This window comes from Rhodococcus sp. UNC363MFTsu5.1 (assembly GCF_000686785.1).
In the GTDB taxonomy this organism is placed as follows: domain Bacteria; phylum Actinomycetota; class Actinomycetes; order Mycobacteriales; family Mycobacteriaceae; genus Rhodococcus_G; species Rhodococcus_G maanshanensis.
On sequence record NZ_JMLO01000001.1, the window covers coordinates 640,243 to 658,447 of the forward strand.

The window sequence follows — 18,205 nt, forward strand, 5'->3', positions numbered from 1 at the left end:
CCGAGTTGAGGTCGACCCGCGCGGACGAGCGTCGCGCGCGGGAGGCCGCCGCGGGACGCAAGGGCAGGGGCAAGGCCGTGGTCGCGATCGCCGGGGTCGGCGCCCTCGCGCTGGTCGTTGGTGTCGGCTACGTCGGCGGCAAGAAGCTCCTCGGCGGCGTTGACGCGCCCGAGGACTACGCGGCCGGTCAGTCGGGGGCCGATGTCGTGGTGCAGGTGCACCCCGGTGACACCGCCGACCAGATCGCCACCGAGATGGCCGAGAAGGACGTCGTGAAGAGCGCGTCCGCGTTCTTCAACGCGGCGGTCCAGAACGACGCGATGTCGTCGGTGCAGCCCGGCTTCTACAACCTCAAGTCCCAGGTCCCGGCCTCGCAGGCCGTCGCGGGCCTGGTCGACCCGAATTCCCGCGTCGGAGCGCTGGTGATCTCCGAGGGTCGTCAGCTGCACGACACCAAGGATGTGAACACCGGCGCAACCAAGCGCGGCATCTACACCCTCATCTCCGAGGCGAGCTGCCTGCCGACCCCCTCGGGCCAGCAGAAGTGCGTGAGCGTCGAGGACCTCAAGGCGGCTGGTGCCAACCCGAACCTCGCCGCGCTCGGGGTGCCGGACTGGGCGGCCGCCCGGGTCAAGTCGGTCCCGGACCGCACTCGCCAGCTCGAGGGCCTGATCGCCGCGGGTAAGTGGGACTTCGACCCGAGGGAGTCGGCCGCGGAGATCCTGACGACCCTCGTCAGCGGGAGCGCGGCCAAGTACGAGGAGACCGGCATCGACCGTGCGGGGAACGCTGTCGGCCTGAGTCCCTACGACCTGCTCGTCGCGGCCTCGCTGGTGGAACGCGAGTCGCTGCCGAACGACTTCGGCAAGGTCGCGCGCGTGATCGTCAACCGGCTCGCCGTGCCGCAGCGGCTCGAGCTCGATTCGACGGTCAACTACGCCCTGGACACCACCGAGCTCGCGACCACCGACGGCGACCGCGCGAAGGTCACCCCGTGGAACACCTACGCGATGGACGGTCTGCCCGCCACCCCGATCTCGTCACCGAGCATCGGCGCGGTGGAGGCAGTCGAGAAGGCGCCCGCGGGTGACTGGCTGTACTTCGTCACGATCGACAGCAAGGGCACCACGCTGTTCACCAAGAGCTACACCGAGCACCTCGAGAACAGCAAGAAGGCGCTGGCGAGCGGGATTCTCGACAGTGGACGCTGATCTGCCACGCAAGGCGGCGGTCCTCGGCAAGCCGATCGGGCACTCCAAGTCGCCGCTGCTGCACCTGGCGGCGTACCGGGCGCTCGGCCTGACCGACTGGACCTACGACCGGATCGAATGCACCGGTGAGCAGTTGCCGGGGCTCGTCGACGGGCTGGGCCCGGAATGGGTCGGGCTCTCGGTGACGATGCCGGGCAAGGTCGCCGCGCTCGAGTTCGCGACCGAACGGACCGAGCGCGCCGTGCAGGTCGGCTCGGCCAACACCCTGGTCCGGGTGCCGGGCGGCTGGCGGGCCGACTGCACCGATGTCGACGGCGTGACCGGCGCCCTCGCCGAGGTCGGGGTCACCGATCTGGGCGGCGCGACCGCGGTCGTGATCGGCGCAGGCGGCACCTCGCGACCGGCGCTGCGGGCGCTTGCTGACCTCGGCGTCGATGCGGTGACGGTCGTCGCCCGCTCGGCCGACCGGGCGGCGGCCTCGCTGGCCTGCGCGGCGGAGATGGGCCTGCGTGCCCGCCACCTCGGCTTCGACGCCGACGCGCTGGCCGCCGTGTGTGCTGACGCTGCGACGGTGGTCAGCACGGTGCCTGCGGACGCGATCGCGCCGTTCGCGAGCGCGGTGGCGCGGGCGCCCGTCGTGTTCGACGCGATCTACGATCCGTGGCCGACTCCGCTCGCGGCCGCGGTCGAGGCGGCGGGCGGGACCGTCGTCGACGGCCTGCGGATGCTGCTGAACCAGGCGTTCGGACAGGTCGAGCAGTTCACCGGCCGTCCGGCCCCGCGCGCGGAGATGGCGGCCGCGGTCGCGCGCTGACGCGCCGCAATCCCTCCACAGCGTCGGATCCATCCCCAGGACGACCGGGATCGGGGCTTCCCGAGGCCGTGGCGGCGCGGGCCGATGAGAGCGTCGGGGCATGGCGATCGGATTTCTCGGCCTGGCCGGACTGCTCACCGGCGTCGCGACGCATCGGTTCCTGCGCCGCTTCACCCGGGCTGCGCCGCGCTGGTGGGTGGCTGTGCTCGCCGTCGGTTTCGTCGCGGCCGGGCTCGCGTGCCCACCGCTGACGGCCGCCGCGGCCTGCGCGCTGCTCTGGTGGTGCGTCTGCCTGTCCGCGGTCGACCTGGGGGAGCGCAGGCTGCCGAACGAGCTCACCCTGCCCGGCGCCTGTGCGGTGTTCCTGGCCTCGGTACTGCTCGGCCGGGGGATGGCGGCCCTGGTGGGGGCGGCGATGCTGGCCGGGATCTACCTCGTCGTGCACCTGGTGTCCCCGGCCGCGATGGGCGGCGGGGACGTGAAGCTGGCCCTCGGGCTCGGCGCCGTGACAGGGGCGGCGGGCGCCCAGGCGTGGCTGGCGGCGACGGTCGGTGCGGTGGCGCTGACGGCGGCGGCAGGCGGGTGCGCACTTGCCCTCGGGCGGGGCCGCCGCACACTCGCGCACGGGCCGTCGATGTGCCTGTCGACGCTGTTGGCGTTGAGCCTGGCAGGGGGCGGCTAGCCGGGGACCGGGCCGGTGTGCGTTGACGACCATGTTTCGTGAAAAGATGGGCGGCGTGCTGCGCTGGATAACTGCCGGAGAATCCCATGGTCCCGCCCTCGTCGCCCTCCTTGATGGGATGGTCGCCGGGGTCGAGGTGACCTCCGAGGACATTGCTTCCCAACTCGCCCGCCGTCGCCTCGGCTACGGCCGCGGTGCCCGCATGAGCTTCGAGAAGGATGTCGTGACGGTCGTCGGCGGCGTCCGGCACGGTCGCACGATGGGCGGCCCGGTCGCCATCGAGGTCGCGAACAGCGAGTGGCCCAAGTGGGAGACGGTCATGTCCTCCGACCCGGTGGACGAGGCGCTGCTCAAGGACCTCGCGCGCAACGCGCCGCTGACCCGCCCGCGCCCGGGCCACGCCGACTACTCCGGCATGCTCAAGTACGGATTCGACGACGCCCGTCCCGTCCTGGAGCGGGCCAGTGCCCGCGAGACCGCGGCCAGGGTCGCGGCAGGGACCGTGGCCCGCGCCTTCCTGCGCCAGGTCTTCGGCGTCGAGGTGATCTCCCACGTGATCTCCATCGGTGCCGCCTCGGGTCCCGCCGATTCCCCGGTCCCCGGTCCCGATGACCTCGAGGCCATCGACGCCAGCCCGGTGCGCGCATTCGGCGCCGAGGCCGAGGCCGCGATGATCGCGGAGATCGACGCGGCCAAGCGGGACGGCGACACCCTCGGCGGTGTCGTCGAGGTGGTCGTGCACGGCCTGCCCGTCGGGCTTGGCTCGTTCATCAGCGGTGAGAACCGGCTCGATTCGCGCCTCGCCGCCGCGCTGATGGGCATTCAGGCCATCAAGGGTGTCGAGGTGGGCGACGGCTTCGAGACCTCCCGGCGCCGCGGCAGCGCCGCGCACGACGAGATGCGGCCCGGCCCCGACGGCGTGCTGCGGTCGACGAACCGCGCAGGCGGCCTCGAGGGCGGCATGACCAACGGCGAGGCGCTGCGGGTCCGGGCGGCGATGAAGCCGATCTCCACCGTGCCGAGGGCCCTCGCGACCGTCGACATGTCCACCGGCGAGGAGGCCGTCGCCATCCATCAGCGCAGCGACGTGTGCGCGGTCCCCGCTGCGGGTGTCGTCGCGGAGTCGATGGTGGCACTGGTGGTCGCGCAGGCCGCTCTCGAGAAGTTCGGCGGCGACTCGGTCGAGGAGACGATGCGCAACATCGGCGGATACCTCGACTCCGTCCGGGAACGCCTGGCGAGGTGACTCCGAGGGCCGTCCTGATCGGACCGCCGGGCGCCGGTAAGTCCACCATCGGGCGTCGACTGGCGCGGGCGCTGGACGTCGAGATCTTCGACACCGACGCCGCCATCGAGCGCGAGACGGGCAAGACCATCCCGGAGATCTTCGCGCAGGACGGGGAACCGGAGTTCCGCGCTCTCGAGGAGGACATGGTCCGGCGCGCGCTGATCGAGCAGACGGGCATCGTCTCGCTCGGCGGGGGCGCGATCCTGTCCGATGCCACCCGCGCCCGGCTGGTCGGCCACACGGTCGTCTACCTGGAGATCAGCGTGGCAGAGGGCCTCAAGAGGACCGGCGCGAACACCTCCCGGCCCCTCCTCAACGGTGGCGACCCGCGCCAGAAGTACCGGGACCTGATGCGGCGGCGGCGACCGCTGTACCGGAAGGTGGCCACCATCCGGGTCCGCACCGACGGGCGCAGTCCCGCCCGCGTGGTGCAGCAGCTCGTCACCAAACTGGGGTAGAGCGGTGGCAGCGACCCAGGCAGAAGCGATACAGCAGCAGCGCACAGAAGCGGAGAAGCAGACAGTGACCGAACCCGTACGCGTCGAGGTCAAGACCGCCAGTCCCTACCCGGTGATCATCGGCCGCGGATTGCTCGGTGAACTGGTGGACGAACTGATCGGCACCAGGACCGTCGCGATCTTCCACCAGCCGCCCCTCGCGCAGACCGCGGAGGCGGTGCGCGCCGCGCTGGCGGCGAAGGGCATCGACGCCCATCGCGTCGAGATCCCCGACGCGGAGGACGGCAAGGACCTCGCCGTCGCGGGCTTCTGCTGGGAGGTCCTCGGCCGCATCGGTCTGACCCGCAGCGACGCCGTGGTGAGCCTCGGCGGCGGCGCGGCCACCGACCTGGCCGGCTTCGTCGCGGCCACCTGGATGCGTGGGGTGCGGATCGTGCACGTGCCGACCACCCTGCTCGCGATGGTGGACGCGGCCGTCGGCGGCAAGACCGGCATCAACACCGATGCGGGCAAGAACCTGGTCGGTTCGTTCCACGAGCCGTCCGCGGTGCTGATCGACCTGGCGACCCTGGAAACGGTGCCGCGCAACGAGATCGTCGCGGGCATGGCCGAGGTGATCAAGACCGGGTTCATCGCGGACCCGACGATCCTCGAGCTCATCGAGCGGGACCCCGAGGCGGCCCTCGACCCGACAGGGGAGGTGCTGCCCGAGCTGATCCGGCGGTCCGTTGAGGTCAAGGCGAAGGTCGTCGCTGCCGACCTCAAGGAGTCGGACCTGCGCGAGATCCTCAACTACGGGCACACCCTCGGCCACGCGATCGAGCGCCGCGAGAAGTACCGCTGGCGGCACGGCGCTGCGGTGTCGGTCGGCCTGGTGTTCGCCGCCGAGCTGGGCCGGCTCGCGGGCAGGCTCGACGACGCCACCGCGGAGCGGCACCGCACCATCCTCGAGAGCGTCGGCCTGCCCACCACCTACGACGCGTCCGCCTTCGCGGACCTGGTCAAGGGTATGCAGACGGACAAGAAGAACCGGGCGGGCATGCTGCGGTTCGTCGTCCTGGACGGGTTGGCGAAGCCCGGACGGCTCGAGGGCCCGGACCCCACGCTGCTCGCGGCCGCCTACTCCGCGGTTGCCCGCGACGACCAGCCGGGCACGAGCGGCACGGTGCTGCTGTGAGGGTCCAGGTCCTCAACGGACCGAACCTCGGCCGGCTCGGCAAGCGGCAGCCCGAGGTGTACGGCGCCACGACGTACGCCGACCTCGTCGCGCTCTGCGAGGCGGCCGCGGCGGAACTGGGCATCGAGGTGACGGTCCGCCAGTCCGACAGCGAGGCCGAGCTGCTCGGCTGGATCCACGACGCCGCCGACGCGGGCGAACCGGTCGTGCTCAACGCAGGCGCGCTCACCCACACCTCGATCGCGCTGCGGGACGCGTGCGCCGAGCTGCAGGCGGGGCTCGTCGAGGTGCACATCTCGAACGTGCACGCCCGCGAGGACTTCCGGCACCACTCGTACCTGAGCGCGATCGCGACCGGCGTCATCGTCGGGTGCGGCGTCGCGGGGTACCCGCTCGCGCTGAGGTTCCTCGCCGAGCGGTAGACGAACTGTGAGTGGGTTTCACCCCAGCTGGGGTGAAACCCACTCACATGCGCGCAGCGCCTATTACTTACCGTTCTCGGGCTTGATGGCCTCGAAGACCTCGGTGGGCGCGTCGTCGACGTAGTGCCGACCGCGGTCCGCGGTCTGGTCGTCGGCGGCCTGCTGCTGGGCGGTCTGATCGTTCTCGTAGTAGCCCTGACCGCTCTCGTCGTAGGCCTGGCCGGTGCCGTGCTCGTAGGACCACTCGGAGGCCTCGTAGTTCTCCTCCGCGGTCTCGACGACGTCGTAGTCCTGCTCGTTCGCGTACTCGCCTGCGGCGGCGGCGCCTGCCGCGCCCGGCGAGACGTGGGCAGGCGTCGCCGGGGCCTTGCGCCGAACGAGGAACCGTCCGACCGCAACCGCGAGCATCGCGGGCAGGAAGACGAGCAGGATGGTGAAGGCGGCCCCGGAGGTGAGCTCGAAGAACAGCGTGTTGTCGCCGACGGCGATGCCCGTGACGGTGCCGATCAGCCAGGTCACCGCGCCTGCCAGCACACCCGCGACGACGGCGGCCTTGAGCCACATCATGGTCAGATCGGCGCCGGACTCCTCGTCCACCGCGGTGCGCGCGTCCCTGATGCCGTCGAGCCCGCCCCACAGCAGTGCGATCAGCACCACGAACGCGAGCGAGACCATCCGCAATGACGATCCGTGCAGGGGCCACTGCGCGACCGCGAGTCCGAGCACCACCCTCGTCACGACATGCACCGACGCCATACCCAGACCACGAAGAAGCCACGAGTTCATGGCGACAGCGTAACGACCGCTCAACGGGACCTGTGGCCTAACCCACACGTGGCGCGGCGAGGGCCCTCGCGAGGGGCGGACGCTGCCGTAGGTTGAGCTCATGTCGACCGTCGATCACGGGTCCCGCCGGGCCGCACTGCGCACACTGCTCACCGACTGGGGCGTCGAGGCGCTCTTGGTGACCGATCTGCTCAACATCAGGTACCTCACCGGGTTCACGGGGTCCAATGCCGCGCTGCTCGTCGACGCGCGCGACGAACCGGGTGCCGAGTCGCGGACCCTCATCTGCACCGACGGTCGGTACCTGATCCAGGTCGGCGAGCAGGTGCCGGACCTGGAGGCGGTGATCGACAGGGCCAGCGCCGCCCACCTGATCGGCCGCTGCGCCGATGCCGGCCCGGTGCGGCTCGGTTTCGAGAGCCACGTGGTGACCGTCGACGAGCTCGCCGCCTGGCAGGAGCTGGCGCCATCGTTGGAGATGACCAGGGCGCCGCGACTGGTCGAGCGGCTCCGCATGGTCAAGGACGAGCACGAGGTGGGGTTGCTGCGGCGGGCGTGCGCGGCGGCCGACCTCGCCCTCGCCGTCCTCGTCGAACGCGGCGGACTGCGACCGGGCCGGACCGAGCGGGAGGTCGGACGGGAACTGGAGTTCCTGATGCTCGAGCACGGCGCGGACGGCATCTCGTTCGAGACGATCGTTGCGGCAGGCGCGAACTCGGCGATCCCGCACCACCGTCCGACCGACGCCACGCTCGCCGCGGGAGACTTCGTCAAGCTCGACTTCGGGGCGACGGTCGAGGGGTACCACTCGGACATGACCAGGACGTTCGTGCTCGGCGCGGCCGCGGACTGGCAGCGTGAGGTGTACGAGCTCGTGGCGACCGCACAGACCGCGGGCCGGGCCGCCCTCGCACCCGGCGTGGAGGTCGCCGCGGTGGACGCCGCGGCACGGTCGGTGATCGAGGCCGCGGGCTACGGGGAGCTGTTCCTGCACGGTCTCGGGCACGGCGTGGGGCTGGAGATCCACGAAGCACCGGGGATCGGCAAGCTCGGCACCGGTACACTGCTAGCCGGTGCTGCGGTGACGGTCGAGCCCGGTGTGTACTTCTCCGGTCGCGGAGGCGTCAGGATCGAGGACACGCTCGTCGTTCGCGAGCAGGAGCCCGAGCTCCTCACCCTCACCACCAAAGATCTCGTAATCGTCTGAAGGAGACGCGAAGTAAGTGGCTGATACCAGTGATTTCAAGAACGGGCTCGTGCTGAAGATCGAGGGCCAGCTCTGGCAGATCATCGAGTTCCAGCACGTGAAGCCGGGCAAGGGTCCCGCGTTCGTGCGGACCAAGCTCAAGAACGTGCTCTCCGGCAAGACCGTGGACAAGACCTTCAACGCGGGCGTCAAGGTGGAGACCGCGACTGTCGACCGTCGCGACATGACGTACCTCTACCACGACGGTAGCGACTACATCTTCATGGACGGCGACACCTACGACCAGATCTCGATCAACGAGGCCACCGTCGGCGACGGCGCGCGCTTCCTGCTCGAGAACATGCAGGTCCAGGTCGCGACCCACGACGACGCCCCGCTGTTCGTCGAGCTCCCGGTGACCGTCGAGCTCGTCGTCCAGCACACCGATCCCGGCCTGCAGGGCGACCGTTCGACCGGTGGCACCAAGCCCGCCACCCTCGAGACCGGCGCCGAGGTGCAGGTCCCGCTGTTCATCAACACCGGCGACAAGCTCAAGATCGACTCGCGGGACGGCAACTACCTGGGCCGTGTGAACTCGTAGCGTGTCCGGCAGTCAGAAGAAGCTCGGGGCCAGGCACAAGGCCCGTAAGCGCGCTGTCGATTTCCTCTTCGAGGCGGAAGCGCGCGACCTCGACCCGGTCGATCTCGCCACCGAGCGGGCCGAGCTCGCCGGAACGGACGACGCCGTCGCCCCGGTGAGCCCGTACACCGTCACCCTGGTGACCGGGGTCGCGGAGAACCTCGACCGGCTGGACCGGGTCATCGCCGACCACCTGCAGGACTGGACGCTCGAGCGCCTGCCCGCGGTGGACCGTGCGATCCTGCGAATCGCCGTGTGGGAGCTCTTCCACGCCACCGACGTGCCGCCCGTGGTGGCGGTCGACGAGGCCGTCGAGTTGGCCAAGCAGTTGTCCACCGACGACTCGCCGGGATTCATCAACGGGGTCCTCGGCCAGGTGGTGCTCGTCGCGCCACAGGTGCGGGCCGCAGCGGCCGCCACCTCGCAGCGCGCGGAGACTGCGCAAGAGCCGGGCACCGACGCCTGACCCTGCGTCGAAGTACACGCGAACGCCGCGGACCGATCACGGTCCGCGGCGTTCGTCGTCCGGCCACGGAAACGGTCGAACCGGGGGTTCGACTGTGGCTCAGCACACCCCGAACCGCTTCGGTTTCCTGGTCGGCGCGCTGATAGGCTGGCGGGCGTCAGACATCCTTTAACGATCCGTCCAGAGAGGCGGAGAAGGAGGTCCAGCTTGCTCACGCCCGAGCCATCCTCCGCCGATTCATCGGCCCAGGATCACCCTGTCACCAGGGAGCTGCTCTCTTCTGCCGACGTTGGTCGGACGATCGCGCGGATCGCGCACCAGATCATCGAGAAGACCGCGCTCGACGCCGAGACCGACCCGCCCCGCGTGGTGTTGATCGGGATCCCGACGCGCGGCACCACCCTCGCCAACCGGCTGGCGAACAAGATCGAGGAGTTCTCGGGTGTCCGTCCCCCGACCGGCTCGCTCGACATCACCCTCTACCGCGACGATCTGCGGACCAAGCCGCACCGGCCGCTCGAGCGCACCTCGGTGCCCGAGGGCGGGGTCGACCAGGCGCTCGTGGTCCTCGTCGACGACGTGCTGTTCTCCGGGCGGACCGTGCGCTCGGCGCTCGACGCGCTCCGCGACCTGGGCAGGCCCAAGGCCGTCCAGCTCGCGGTCCTGGTCGATCGCGGCCACCGCGAGCTCCCGCTGCGGGCCGACTTCGTCGGCAAGAACGTGCCGACCGCGCGCACCGAGGACGTCAAGGTGCAGCTGGTCGAGCACGACGGGGTCGACAGTGTGACGCTGAGCGGTGGTGCCAAGGCCGCCCCGCACGGCGACGCGAACAAGGCGAGCGGGGAGCCGAATCTGTGAAGCATCTGTTGTCGGTTTCGGATCTGACCCTCGAGAGCGCGACAGGCCTGCTCGACGAGGCCGAACGGTTCGAGCAGGCCCTGCTCGGGCGCGAGGTCCGCAAGCTCCCGACGCTGCGGGGACGCACCGTGATGACGGTGTTCTTCGAAAACTCGACAAGGACCAGGGTGTCCTTCGAGGTCGCGGGCAAGTGGATGAGCGCCGACGTGATCAACGTCAGCGCCAGCAGTTCCTCGGTGTCGAAGGGTGAGTCGCTGCGGGACACCGCGATGACCTTGCGTGCCGCGGGGGCCGACGCACTGATCGTGCGGCACCCGGCCTCCGGTGCGGCGCACCGGATCGCGGAGTGGACCGCGGACGGTGACGACGGCCCCGCCGTGATCAACGCCGGCGACGGCACCCACGAGCACCCCACCCAGGCGCTGCTGGACGCGCTGACCCTGCGGCAGCGGCTCGGCTCCATCGCGGGCAAGCGGGTCGCGATCGTCGGTGACATCCTGCACAGCCGGGTGGCCAGGTCCAACGCCTTCCTGCTGTCCACGCTCGGCGCGGAGGTGGTGCTGGTCGCGCCGCCAACCCTGCTGCCGGTCGGGGTGTCGAGCTGGCCGGTGACCGTGTCGCATTCGCTGGACGCGGAGCTGCCTGGCGTCGACGCGGTGCTGATGCTGCGGGTGCAGGCCGAGCGCATGAACGGCGGGTTCTTCCCGTCGCCGCGCGAGTACTCGATCACCTATGGGCTGTCCGAGAAGCGGCTCGGCATGCTCGCCGAGCATGCCGTTGTCCTGCACCCCGGCCCGATGCTGCGCGGCATGGAGATCGCATCGGCGGTCGCGGATTCACCGAAAGCTGCAGTGTTGCAGCAGGTTACGAACGGAGTTCACATTCGCATGGCTGTCCTGTTCGGGTTGTTGGTCGGTACCGAGGAAGGTGCAGCGCTGTGAGCGACGTGATCATCCGCGGGGCGCGGATCTACGGCGAGGGCGAGCCGCAGGACGTGCTGATCTCGGGCGGTGAGATCCGTGGGATCGGTGCAGGACTGGACGCACCCGAGGGTGCCGAGGTCATCGAGGCGGCAGGCCAGGTGCTGCTGCCCGGCTTCGTCGACCTGCACACGCATCTGCGCGAGCCGGGCCGCGAGGACACCGAGACCATCGAGTCCGGTTCGGCCGCTGCGGCGCTCGGCGGATACACCGCGGTGTTCGCGATGGCCAACACCAGCCCGGTCGCCGACTCCGTCGTGATCACCGACCACGTGTGGCGCAGGGGACAGGAGGTCGGCCTTGTCGACGTGCACCCGGTCGGCGCGGTCACCGTCGGGCTCGAGGGCAAGCAGCTCGCCGAGATGGCCACCATGGCGTCGGGCATCGGCAAGGTCAAGATGTTCTCGGACGACGGCCACTGCGTGTACGACCCGCTCATCATGCGCCGGGCGCTCGAGTACTCGAGCGCGCTCGGGGTCCTGATCGCCCAGCACGCGGAGGAGCCGCGGCTGACCGTCGGCGCCGTCGCGCACGAGGGCCCGACCGCGGCCCGGCTCGGCCTCGCCGGCTGGCCGAGGGCCGCCGAGGAGTCCATCGTCGCCCGCGACGCGCTGCTGGCCAGGGACGCCGGCGCCCGCGTGCACATCTGCCACGCCTCCACCGCCGGCACCGTCGAGCTGATGAAGTGGGCCCGCGGACAGGGCATCTCGATCACCGCCGAGGTCACCCCGCACCACCTGCTGCTCGACGACTCGCGGCTGGAGACCTACGACGCGGTGAACCGGGTGAACCCGCCGCTGCGCGAACCAAGCGACATCGCCGCGCTGCGGCAGGGCCTGGCCGACGGCGTCATCGACTGCGTCGCCACCGACCACGCCCCACACGCCGAGCAGGACAAGTGCTGCGAGTTCTCGGCCGCGAGGCCGGGCATGCTCGGGCTGGAGACGGCGCTGGCGATCGTCGCGCAGACGATGGTCGAGACCGGCCTGCTGGACTGGCGCGGGGTCGCCCGGGTGATGAGCGAGCGGCCCGCGGAGATCGTCGGACTGAGCGATCAGGGTCGGGCGATCGCGGTCGGCGAGCCGGCCAACCTCACGCTGGTCGACCCGGATCGCGAGTGGACGGTGCGGGCACCGGACCTGGCGTCGATCGCTCAGAACAGTCCGTTCGACGCGATGACGTTCGGCGCCAGGGTCACCACCACCCTGCTGCGCGGTCGGGTCACCGTCATGGACGGGAAGGTGCGGGCATGAGTACGGACCGGATCCTGCTGACGCTCGGCTTCCTGCTGTTCTGGGCGCTGATGGTGGCGCTGATGTACCGGGGCTGGAAGAAGCGGGCGGGCCGTCAGGCGGATGCGATCGGGGAGCTGCCAGCGGTGCCTGCCGACCTGGGCGCGCTGCTGATCCCGCCGAGCAGCGGTCTGTACGTGGGCAGCACGCTCGCGCCCAGCTGGCAGGACCGGATCGCTGTGGGGGACATCGGCTTCCGCGCGACCGGCGATCTCAGCAGGCACGAGAAGGGTGTGTTGCTCGAGCGAGACGGCGCCTCGGCGATCTGGATCCCGCAGGCCTCGATCCGGGCGATCCGGACCGAGCGCGGGCTCGCGGGCAAGGTCATTAGCAAGGACGGGGTCCTGGTGATCCGGTGGGAGCTGCCCACCGGAACGGAGATCGACACCGGATTCCGTGGAGACGACAAGAGTGTGTACCCGGCATGGGTGAACGGAGAGAACGCGTGAGTGACAGCTTTGAATCAGCGAGCGGCACAGGACCGGCGGCCCTGGTCCTCGAGGACGGGCGGATCTTCCGCGGCACCAGCTTCGGTGCGGTCGGCCAGACCCTCGGCGAGGCGGTCTTCAGCACCGGTATGACGGGCTACCAGGAGACGCTCACCGACCCGAGCTACCACCGTCAGATCGTGGTCTCCACCGCTCCGCAGATCGGCAACACCGGCTGGAACGGCGAGGACGGCGAGGCGCTGAGCGCGGGCCGCCAGGCCTCCGGCGACTCCAACAAGATCTGGGTCGCCGGCTACGTGGTCCGCGATCCCGCGCGCCGCACCTCGAGCTGGCGCGCCACCGGGTCGCTGCAGGACGAGCTCGTCCGCCAGGGCATCGTCGGCATCGCGGGCATCGACACCAGGGCCCTGGTCCGGCACCTGCGCACCCGCGGTTCCATGCGGGCCGGTGTCTTCTCCGGCGCGGCGCTGACCGACGACGCGACCATGCTGCAGGCCGTCAAGGACCAGCCGTCCATGCTCGGCGCCGACCTCGCGGGTGAGGTCAGCACCGACAGCGGCTACATCATCGAGCCGCTCGGCGGCGAGGCCCGGTTCACGGTCGCGGCCATCGACCTCGGCATCAAGACCAACACCCCGCGGATGTTCGCTCAGCGCGGTATCCGGGTGCACGTGCTGCCCTCGAACGCGAGCCTCGAGCAGATCCTCGACCTCGGCGCGGACGGGGTGTTCCTGTCCAACGGCCCCGGCGATCCGGCCACCGCCGACGGCGCGGTGCACCTGACGAAGGAGGTGCTCGGGCAGGGACTGCCGCTGTTCGGCATCTGCTTCGGCAACCAGATCCTCGGCCGCGCGCTCGGCCTGAGCACCTACAAGATGAAGTTCGGCCACCGGGGCATCAACATCCCGGTGATCGAGCACGGCACCGGGCGGATCGCGATCACCGCGCAGAACCACGGGTTCGCGCTCGAGGGCGAGGCGGGCCAGGAGTTCGACACCCCGTTCGGCCGCGCCGTGATCAGTCACACCTGCGCCAACGACGGCGCCGTCGAGGGCGTCCGCCTGCTCGACGACTCGGCCTTCTCGGTGCAGTACCACCCCGAGGCCGCGGCGGGCCCGCACGATGCCGCCTACCTGTTCGACCGCTTCACCAGCCTGCTCGAGGGAGTCAAGAAGTAATGCCACGTCGCACAGATCTCAAGCACATCCTGGTGATCGGTTCCGGACCGATCGTCATCGGCCAGGCCTGCGAGTTCGACTACTCGGGCACCCAGGCGTGTCGCGTGCTGCGCGAGGAGGGCCTGCGCGTGTCGCTGGTCAACTCCAACCCGGCCACGATCATGACCGACCCCGAGTTCGCCGACGCCACCTACGTCGAGCCGATCACCGCCGAGTTCGTCGAGAAGGTCATCGCCCGCGAGGCCGAGCAGGGCCACAAGATCGACGCCGTGCTCGCCACCCTCGGCGGCCAGACCGCGCTGAACACCGCGGTCGCGCTGCACGAGCAGGGCATCCTCGAGAAGTACGACGTCGAGCTGATCGGCGCCGACTTCGACGCCATCCAGCGCGGCGAGGACCGGCAGAAGTTCAAGGACATCGTCGCCAAGGTCGGCGGCGAGTCCGCGCGCTCGCGGGTCTGCTTCTCGATGGAGGAGGTGCACGACACCGTCGCCGAACTCGGCTACCCGGTCGTCGTGCGGCCCTCGTTCACCATGGGCGGCCTCGGCTCCGGCATGGCGTACGACGTGGACGACCTCAACCGGATCGCCGGTGGCGGTCTGGCCGCCTCGCCGACCGCGAACGTGCTCATCGAGGAGTCCATCCTCGGCTGGAAGGAGTACGAGCTCGAGCTGATGCGCGACGGCCGCGACAACGTGGTCATCATCTGCTCGATCGAGAACGTCGACCCGGTCGGCGTGCACACCGGCGACTCGGTGACCGTGGCCCCGGCCATGACGCTGACCGACCGCGAGTACCAGAAGATGCGCGACCTCTCCATCGACATCCTGCGCGAGGTCGGCGTCGACACCGGCGGCTGCAACATCCAGTTCGCGATGGACCCGACCGACGGCCGCCTGGTGGTCATCGAGATGAACCCGCGCGTCTCGCGCTCGTCGGCGCTGGCGTCGAAGGCGACCGGCTACCCGATCGCGAAGATGGCCGCGAAGCTGGCCATCGGCTACACGCTCGACGAGATCGTCAACGACATCACCGGCGAGACCCCTGCCTGCTTCGAGCCGACCCTCGACTACGTCGTGGTGAAGGCGCCCCGCTTCGCGTTCGAGAAGTTCCCGGGCGCCGACGGCACCCTGACCACCACCATGAAGTCGGTCGGCGAGGCGATGTCGATCGGCCGCAACTTCACCGAGGCCTTCGGCAAGGTGATGAGGTCGCTCGAGACCAAGCGCGCCGGCTACTGGACGGGCCCCGAGGTGGAGGCCGAGAACCTGGACGCCCTGCTCGCGGACCTGAGCGTGCCGCAGGACGGCCGGATGTACGGCATCGAGAAGGCGTTCGCGCTCGGCGCGACCGTCGAGCAGCTGTTCGAGGCCACCAAGATCGACCCGTGGTTCCTCGACCAGTTCCAGCAGATCCACGAGCTGGGGGAGCAGGTCCGCGCGGCCGAGGCGCTCGACGAGGCGACCCTGCGCCAGGCCAAGTACCACGGCCTGTCCGACCGCCAGATCGCCGCGCTGCGTCCCGAGTTCGGCGACGGCCCGGCCGGCGAGGACGCGGTCCGCGCGCTGCGCGACGAGCTGAAGGTGCGCCCTGTCTACAAGACCGTCGACACCTGCGCCGCCGAGTTCGAGGCCAAGACGCCGTACCACTACTCCACGTACGAGCTGGACCCGAACGCGGAGACCGAGGTCGCCGAGCAGCGCGATCGCCCGAAGGTGCTGATCCTCGGCTCGGGACCGAACCGCATCGGTCAGGGCATCGAGTTCGACTACTCCTGTGTGCACGCCGCGCTGACGCTGTCCGAGGCCGGCTACGAGACCGTCATGGTCAACTGCAACCCGGAGACCGTCTCCACCGACTACGACACCGCGGACCGGCTGTACTTCGAGCCGCTGACCTTCGAGGACGTGCTCGAGGTCTATCGCGCAGAGTCGGCGTCCGGCACGGTCGCGGGCGTCATCGTCCAGTTGGGCGGCCAGACCCCGCTCGGCCTGGCGAAGCGGCTCAAGGCCGCGGGGGTGCCGATCGTCGGCACCAGCCCCGAGGCCATCGACCTCGCGGAGGACCGCGGCGAGTTCGGCCGGGTGCTCACCGAGGCCGGCCTGCCCGCGCCGAAGTTCGGCACCGCGACCACCTTCGACGGTGCCCGCGAGATCGCGGGCGGCATCGGCTACCCGGTGCTGGTGCGGCCGTCCTACGTGCTCGGCGGGCGCGGCATGGAGATCGTGTACGACGAGAAGTCGCTGCAGGACTACATCTCCCGCGCCACCGAGATCTCCGACGACCGTCCGGTGCTGGTGGACCGGTTCCTGGAGGATGCGGTCGAGATCGACGTCGACGCACTGTGCGACGGCACCGAGGTGTACCTCGGCGGCGTGATGGAGCACATCGAGGAGGCCGGCATCCATTCCGGTGACTCGGCGTGCGCGCTGCCGCCGATCACGCTCGGCAAGGCGGATCTCGAGAACGTCCGGCGCTCGACCGAGGCCCTCGCGAAGGGCATCGGGGTCAAGGGCCTGCTGAACGTGCAGTACGCGCTCAAGGACGACATCCTGTACGTCCTCGAGGCGAACCCGCGCGCCAGCCGGACGGTGCCGTTCGTGTCCAAGGCCACGGCGGTGCAGCTGGCCAAGGCCTGCGCCCGGGTGATGCTCGGCGAGTCCATCGCCGACCTGCGCGCGAGCGGGGTCCTGCCCGCGACCGGGGACGGCGGCAACACCCCGGCGGGCGCGCCGATCGCGGTCAAGGAGGCGGTGCTCCCGTTCAACCGCTTCCGCAGGGCGGACGGCACCGGCGTCGACACGCTGCTGAGCCCGGAGATGAAGTCCACCGGCGAGGTGATGGGCATCGACGCGGACTTCGGTACCGCGTTCGCCAAGAGCCAGACCGCCGCGTACGGCTCGCTGCCGACCAGCGGCGCGGTGTTCGTCTCGGTCGCGAACAAGGACAAGCGGTCGCTGATCTTCCCGGTCAAGCGGCTCGCCGACCTCGGCTTCACGATCCTGGCCACCGAGGGCACCGCGGACGTGTTGCGGCGTAACGGCATCACCTGCGAGGAAGTGCACAAGCAGTCCGGCGAGGACCTGCCCGAGGGCGCACGCACGATCGTCGACCAGATCAAGGCGGGGGAGGTCGACATGGTGATCAACACCCCGTACGGCAACTCCGGTCCCCGCGTGGACGGCTACGAGATCCGCAGCGCGGCGGTGTCGGTGAACATCCCCTGCATCACCACCGTCCAGGGCGCCTCGGCGGCGGTCCAGGGCATCGAGGCGGGCATCAGGGGCGACATCGGCGTGCGCTCGCTGCAGGACCTGCACGCGGCGCTGCGCGAGCCGGGACAGAAGTGAGCCAGCTCAGCTGGGGCAGCCGGCTCCGGTCCGCCATCGCGGACCGGGGCCGGCTGTGCGTGGGCATCGACCCGCACCCGTCGCTGCTGCGGGCGTGGGGGCTCCCAGAGACCGCTGGGGGCGTCGAGACCTTCGCGGAGATATGCGTGGAGGCCTTCGTCGGCGATGTGGCGCTGGTGAAGCCACAGGTGGCCTTCTTCGAGGCATACGGGTCGGCCGGGTACGCCGTGCTGGAGCGGACCATCTCGGTGGTGCGCGCGGCCGGCACGCTGGTCATCGCCGATGCCAAACGGGGCGACATCGGGTCGACCATGGCGGCGTACTCGCAGGCCTGGCTCGGTGAGGACACGCCGCTGGCGTCGGATGCGGTGACGGTCTCGCCCTATCTCGGGTTCGGCGCGCTCGAGCCCGCCGTCGAGTTGGCGACCGAGCACGGCAGGGGGCTCTTCGTGCTCGCCCGTACCTCCAATCCCGAGGGTGGCCGGTTGCAGGGCGCTCGGTTGCTGGGCGATCAGCTCGACGCTGCCGACCTTTCGGGCGTTTCTGCTGGTGAGGGTGTGTCGGTGGCGCAATCGATCGTTGACGCGGCCGTCGCGCAGAACCGGGACGGACTGGACACGGTTGGCCTGGTGGTCGGCGCGACACGCGGACACGGATTGGATTTATCGGAATTTTCCGGGCCGATTCTCGCGCCCGGCCTCGGTGCGCAGGGCGCCACCGTCGCCGATCTGGCGGAGATTTTCCGCGATTCTCGAGAGTTGTTGCTGCCCAACACTTCTCGGGATGTTCTTCGGCACGGGCCGTCAGTTTCCGCGCTTCGCGAGGCCGCGGAGCGGGTCAGGGACGACGTCGAGAACGGGCTCGCATAACCCACCGGAATTACGCGCTGACCTGGGGGGTGGGTTCGCAATCGGCGCCCGGCGTGAGTACGGTCGCTATCGCTGCTGGTTAACCGGTGGCAGAAGACT

At 70.3% G+C, this 18,205-nt stretch carries 17 protein-coding genes and 1 pseudogene; 17 read left to right on the forward strand and 1 reads right to left on the reverse strand.

Features of this window, described 5'->3' with window-relative positions; genetic code table 11:
• Positions 1 to 2: 2 nt before the first annotated feature.
• The 7 genes and pseudogenes from BR31_RS0103005 to aroQ all read left to right on the forward strand — a co-directional run.
• Positions 3 to 1,211, forward strand: a pseudogene (locus BR31_RS0103005) (endolytic transglycosylase MltG); the annotation flags it as partial.
• On the forward strand, positions 1,201 to 2,025 hold the full coding sequence (locus BR31_RS0103010) for a shikimate dehydrogenase (protein WP_027499655.1): 825 nt from the start codon (positions 1,201 to 1,203) through the stop codon (positions 2,023 to 2,025). The pseudogene BR31_RS0103005 and the gene BR31_RS0103010, both read left to right, overlap by 11 nt.
• 100 nt (positions 2,026 to 2,125) lie before the next feature.
• A complete protein-coding gene (locus BR31_RS0103015; RefSeq protein WP_081830282.1) occupies positions 2,126 to 2,707 on the forward strand; it encodes a prepilin peptidase in 582 nt (193 codons plus the stop codon).
• Between the two features lie 46 nt (positions 2,708 to 2,753).
• Positions 2,754 to 3,953 (forward strand): chorismate synthase, encoded by a 1,200-nt coding sequence (gene aroC, locus BR31_RS0103020; protein ID WP_197023541.1) that lies wholly within the window; start codon positions 2,754 to 2,756, stop codon positions 3,951 to 3,953.
• Positions 3,950 to 4,453, forward strand: a complete 504-nt coding sequence (locus BR31_RS0103025) for a shikimate kinase (RefSeq protein ID WP_027499658.1) — start codon at positions 3,950 to 3,952, stop codon at positions 4,451 to 4,453. The genes aroC and BR31_RS0103025 overlap by 4 nt, the downstream gene beginning before the upstream one ends.
• A gap of 64 nt (positions 4,454 to 4,517) precedes the next feature.
• A complete protein-coding gene (aroB, locus tag BR31_RS0103030; protein WP_027499659.1) occupies positions 4,518 to 5,630 on the forward strand; it encodes a 3-dehydroquinate synthase in 1,113 nt (370 codons plus the stop codon).
• Entirely contained in the window at positions 5,627 to 6,052 is a 426-nt protein-coding gene (gene aroQ / locus BR31_RS0103035; RefSeq protein WP_027499660.1) for a type II 3-dehydroquinate dehydratase, read from the forward strand. Before aroB ends, aroQ begins: the two co-directional genes overlap by 4 nt.
• Before the next feature lie 63 nt (positions 6,053 to 6,115).
• Here the strand turns inward: aroQ and BR31_RS31795 are convergent, their stop codons facing one another.
• Positions 6,116 to 6,838: a B-4DMT family transporter gene (locus tag BR31_RS31795; protein WP_197023524.1), complete on the reverse strand. Its 723-nt coding sequence runs from the start codon at positions 6,836 to 6,838 to the stop codon at positions 6,116 to 6,118.
• A gap of 100 nt (positions 6,839 to 6,938) precedes the next feature.
• Between BR31_RS31795 and BR31_RS0103045 the strand changes: the two genes are divergently transcribed.
• From BR31_RS0103045 to pyrF, 10 genes are all read left to right on the forward strand, one after another.
• Complete coding sequence (locus BR31_RS0103045; protein ID WP_027499661.1) at positions 6,939 to 8,045, forward strand: M24 family metallopeptidase; 1,107 nt, start codon at positions 6,939 to 6,941, stop codon at positions 8,043 to 8,045.
• Between the two features lie 16 nt (positions 8,046 to 8,061).
• Entirely contained in the window at positions 8,062 to 8,625 is a 564-nt protein-coding gene (gene efp, locus BR31_RS0103050) for an elongation factor P (RefSeq protein ID WP_027499662.1), read from the forward strand.
• A gap of 1 nt (position 8,626) precedes the next feature.
• The gene (gene nusB, locus BR31_RS0103055) at positions 8,627 to 9,130 is read left to right on the forward strand and encodes a transcription antitermination factor NusB (RefSeq protein ID WP_027499663.1); all 504 of its coding nucleotides are present in this window, start codon (positions 8,627 to 8,629) and stop codon (positions 9,128 to 9,130) included.
• 207 nt (positions 9,131 to 9,337) lie between these two features.
• Positions 9,338 to 9,988: a bifunctional pyr operon transcriptional regulator/uracil phosphoribosyltransferase PyrR gene (gene pyrR / locus BR31_RS27285; protein WP_051636903.1), complete on the forward strand. Its 651-nt coding sequence runs from the start codon at positions 9,338 to 9,340 to the stop codon at positions 9,986 to 9,988.
• A complete protein-coding gene (locus BR31_RS0103065; RefSeq protein WP_027499664.1) occupies positions 9,985 to 10,929 on the forward strand; it encodes an aspartate carbamoyltransferase catalytic subunit in 945 nt (314 codons plus the stop codon). Before pyrR ends, BR31_RS0103065 begins: the two co-directional genes overlap by 4 nt.
• A complete protein-coding gene (locus BR31_RS0103070) occupies positions 10,926 to 12,221 on the forward strand; it encodes a dihydroorotase (RefSeq protein WP_027499665.1) in 1,296 nt (431 codons plus the stop codon). Before BR31_RS0103065 ends, BR31_RS0103070 begins: the two co-directional genes overlap by 4 nt.
• Positions 12,218 to 12,709, forward strand: a complete 492-nt coding sequence (locus tag BR31_RS0103075) for a PH-like domain-containing protein (RefSeq protein ID WP_027499666.1) — start codon at positions 12,218 to 12,220, stop codon at positions 12,707 to 12,709. The genes BR31_RS0103070 and BR31_RS0103075 overlap by 4 nt, the downstream gene beginning before the upstream one ends.
• Complete coding sequence (gene carA / locus BR31_RS0103080) at positions 12,706 to 13,887, forward strand: glutamine-hydrolyzing carbamoyl-phosphate synthase small subunit (RefSeq protein WP_231496348.1); 1,182 nt, start codon at positions 12,706 to 12,708, stop codon at positions 13,885 to 13,887. Before BR31_RS0103075 ends, carA begins: the two co-directional genes overlap by 4 nt.
• A complete protein-coding gene (gene carB, locus BR31_RS0103085; RefSeq protein ID WP_027499668.1) occupies positions 13,887 to 17,237 on the forward strand; it encodes a carbamoyl-phosphate synthase large subunit in 3,351 nt (1,116 codons plus the stop codon). Before carA ends, carB begins: the two co-directional genes overlap by 1 nt.
• Positions 17,234 to 18,106: an orotidine-5'-phosphate decarboxylase gene (gene pyrF / locus BR31_RS0103090; RefSeq protein ID WP_027499669.1), complete on the forward strand. Its 873-nt coding sequence runs from the start codon at positions 17,234 to 17,236 to the stop codon at positions 18,104 to 18,106. The genes carB and pyrF overlap by 4 nt, the downstream gene beginning before the upstream one ends.
• Positions 18,107 to 18,205 lie beyond the last annotated feature (99 nt).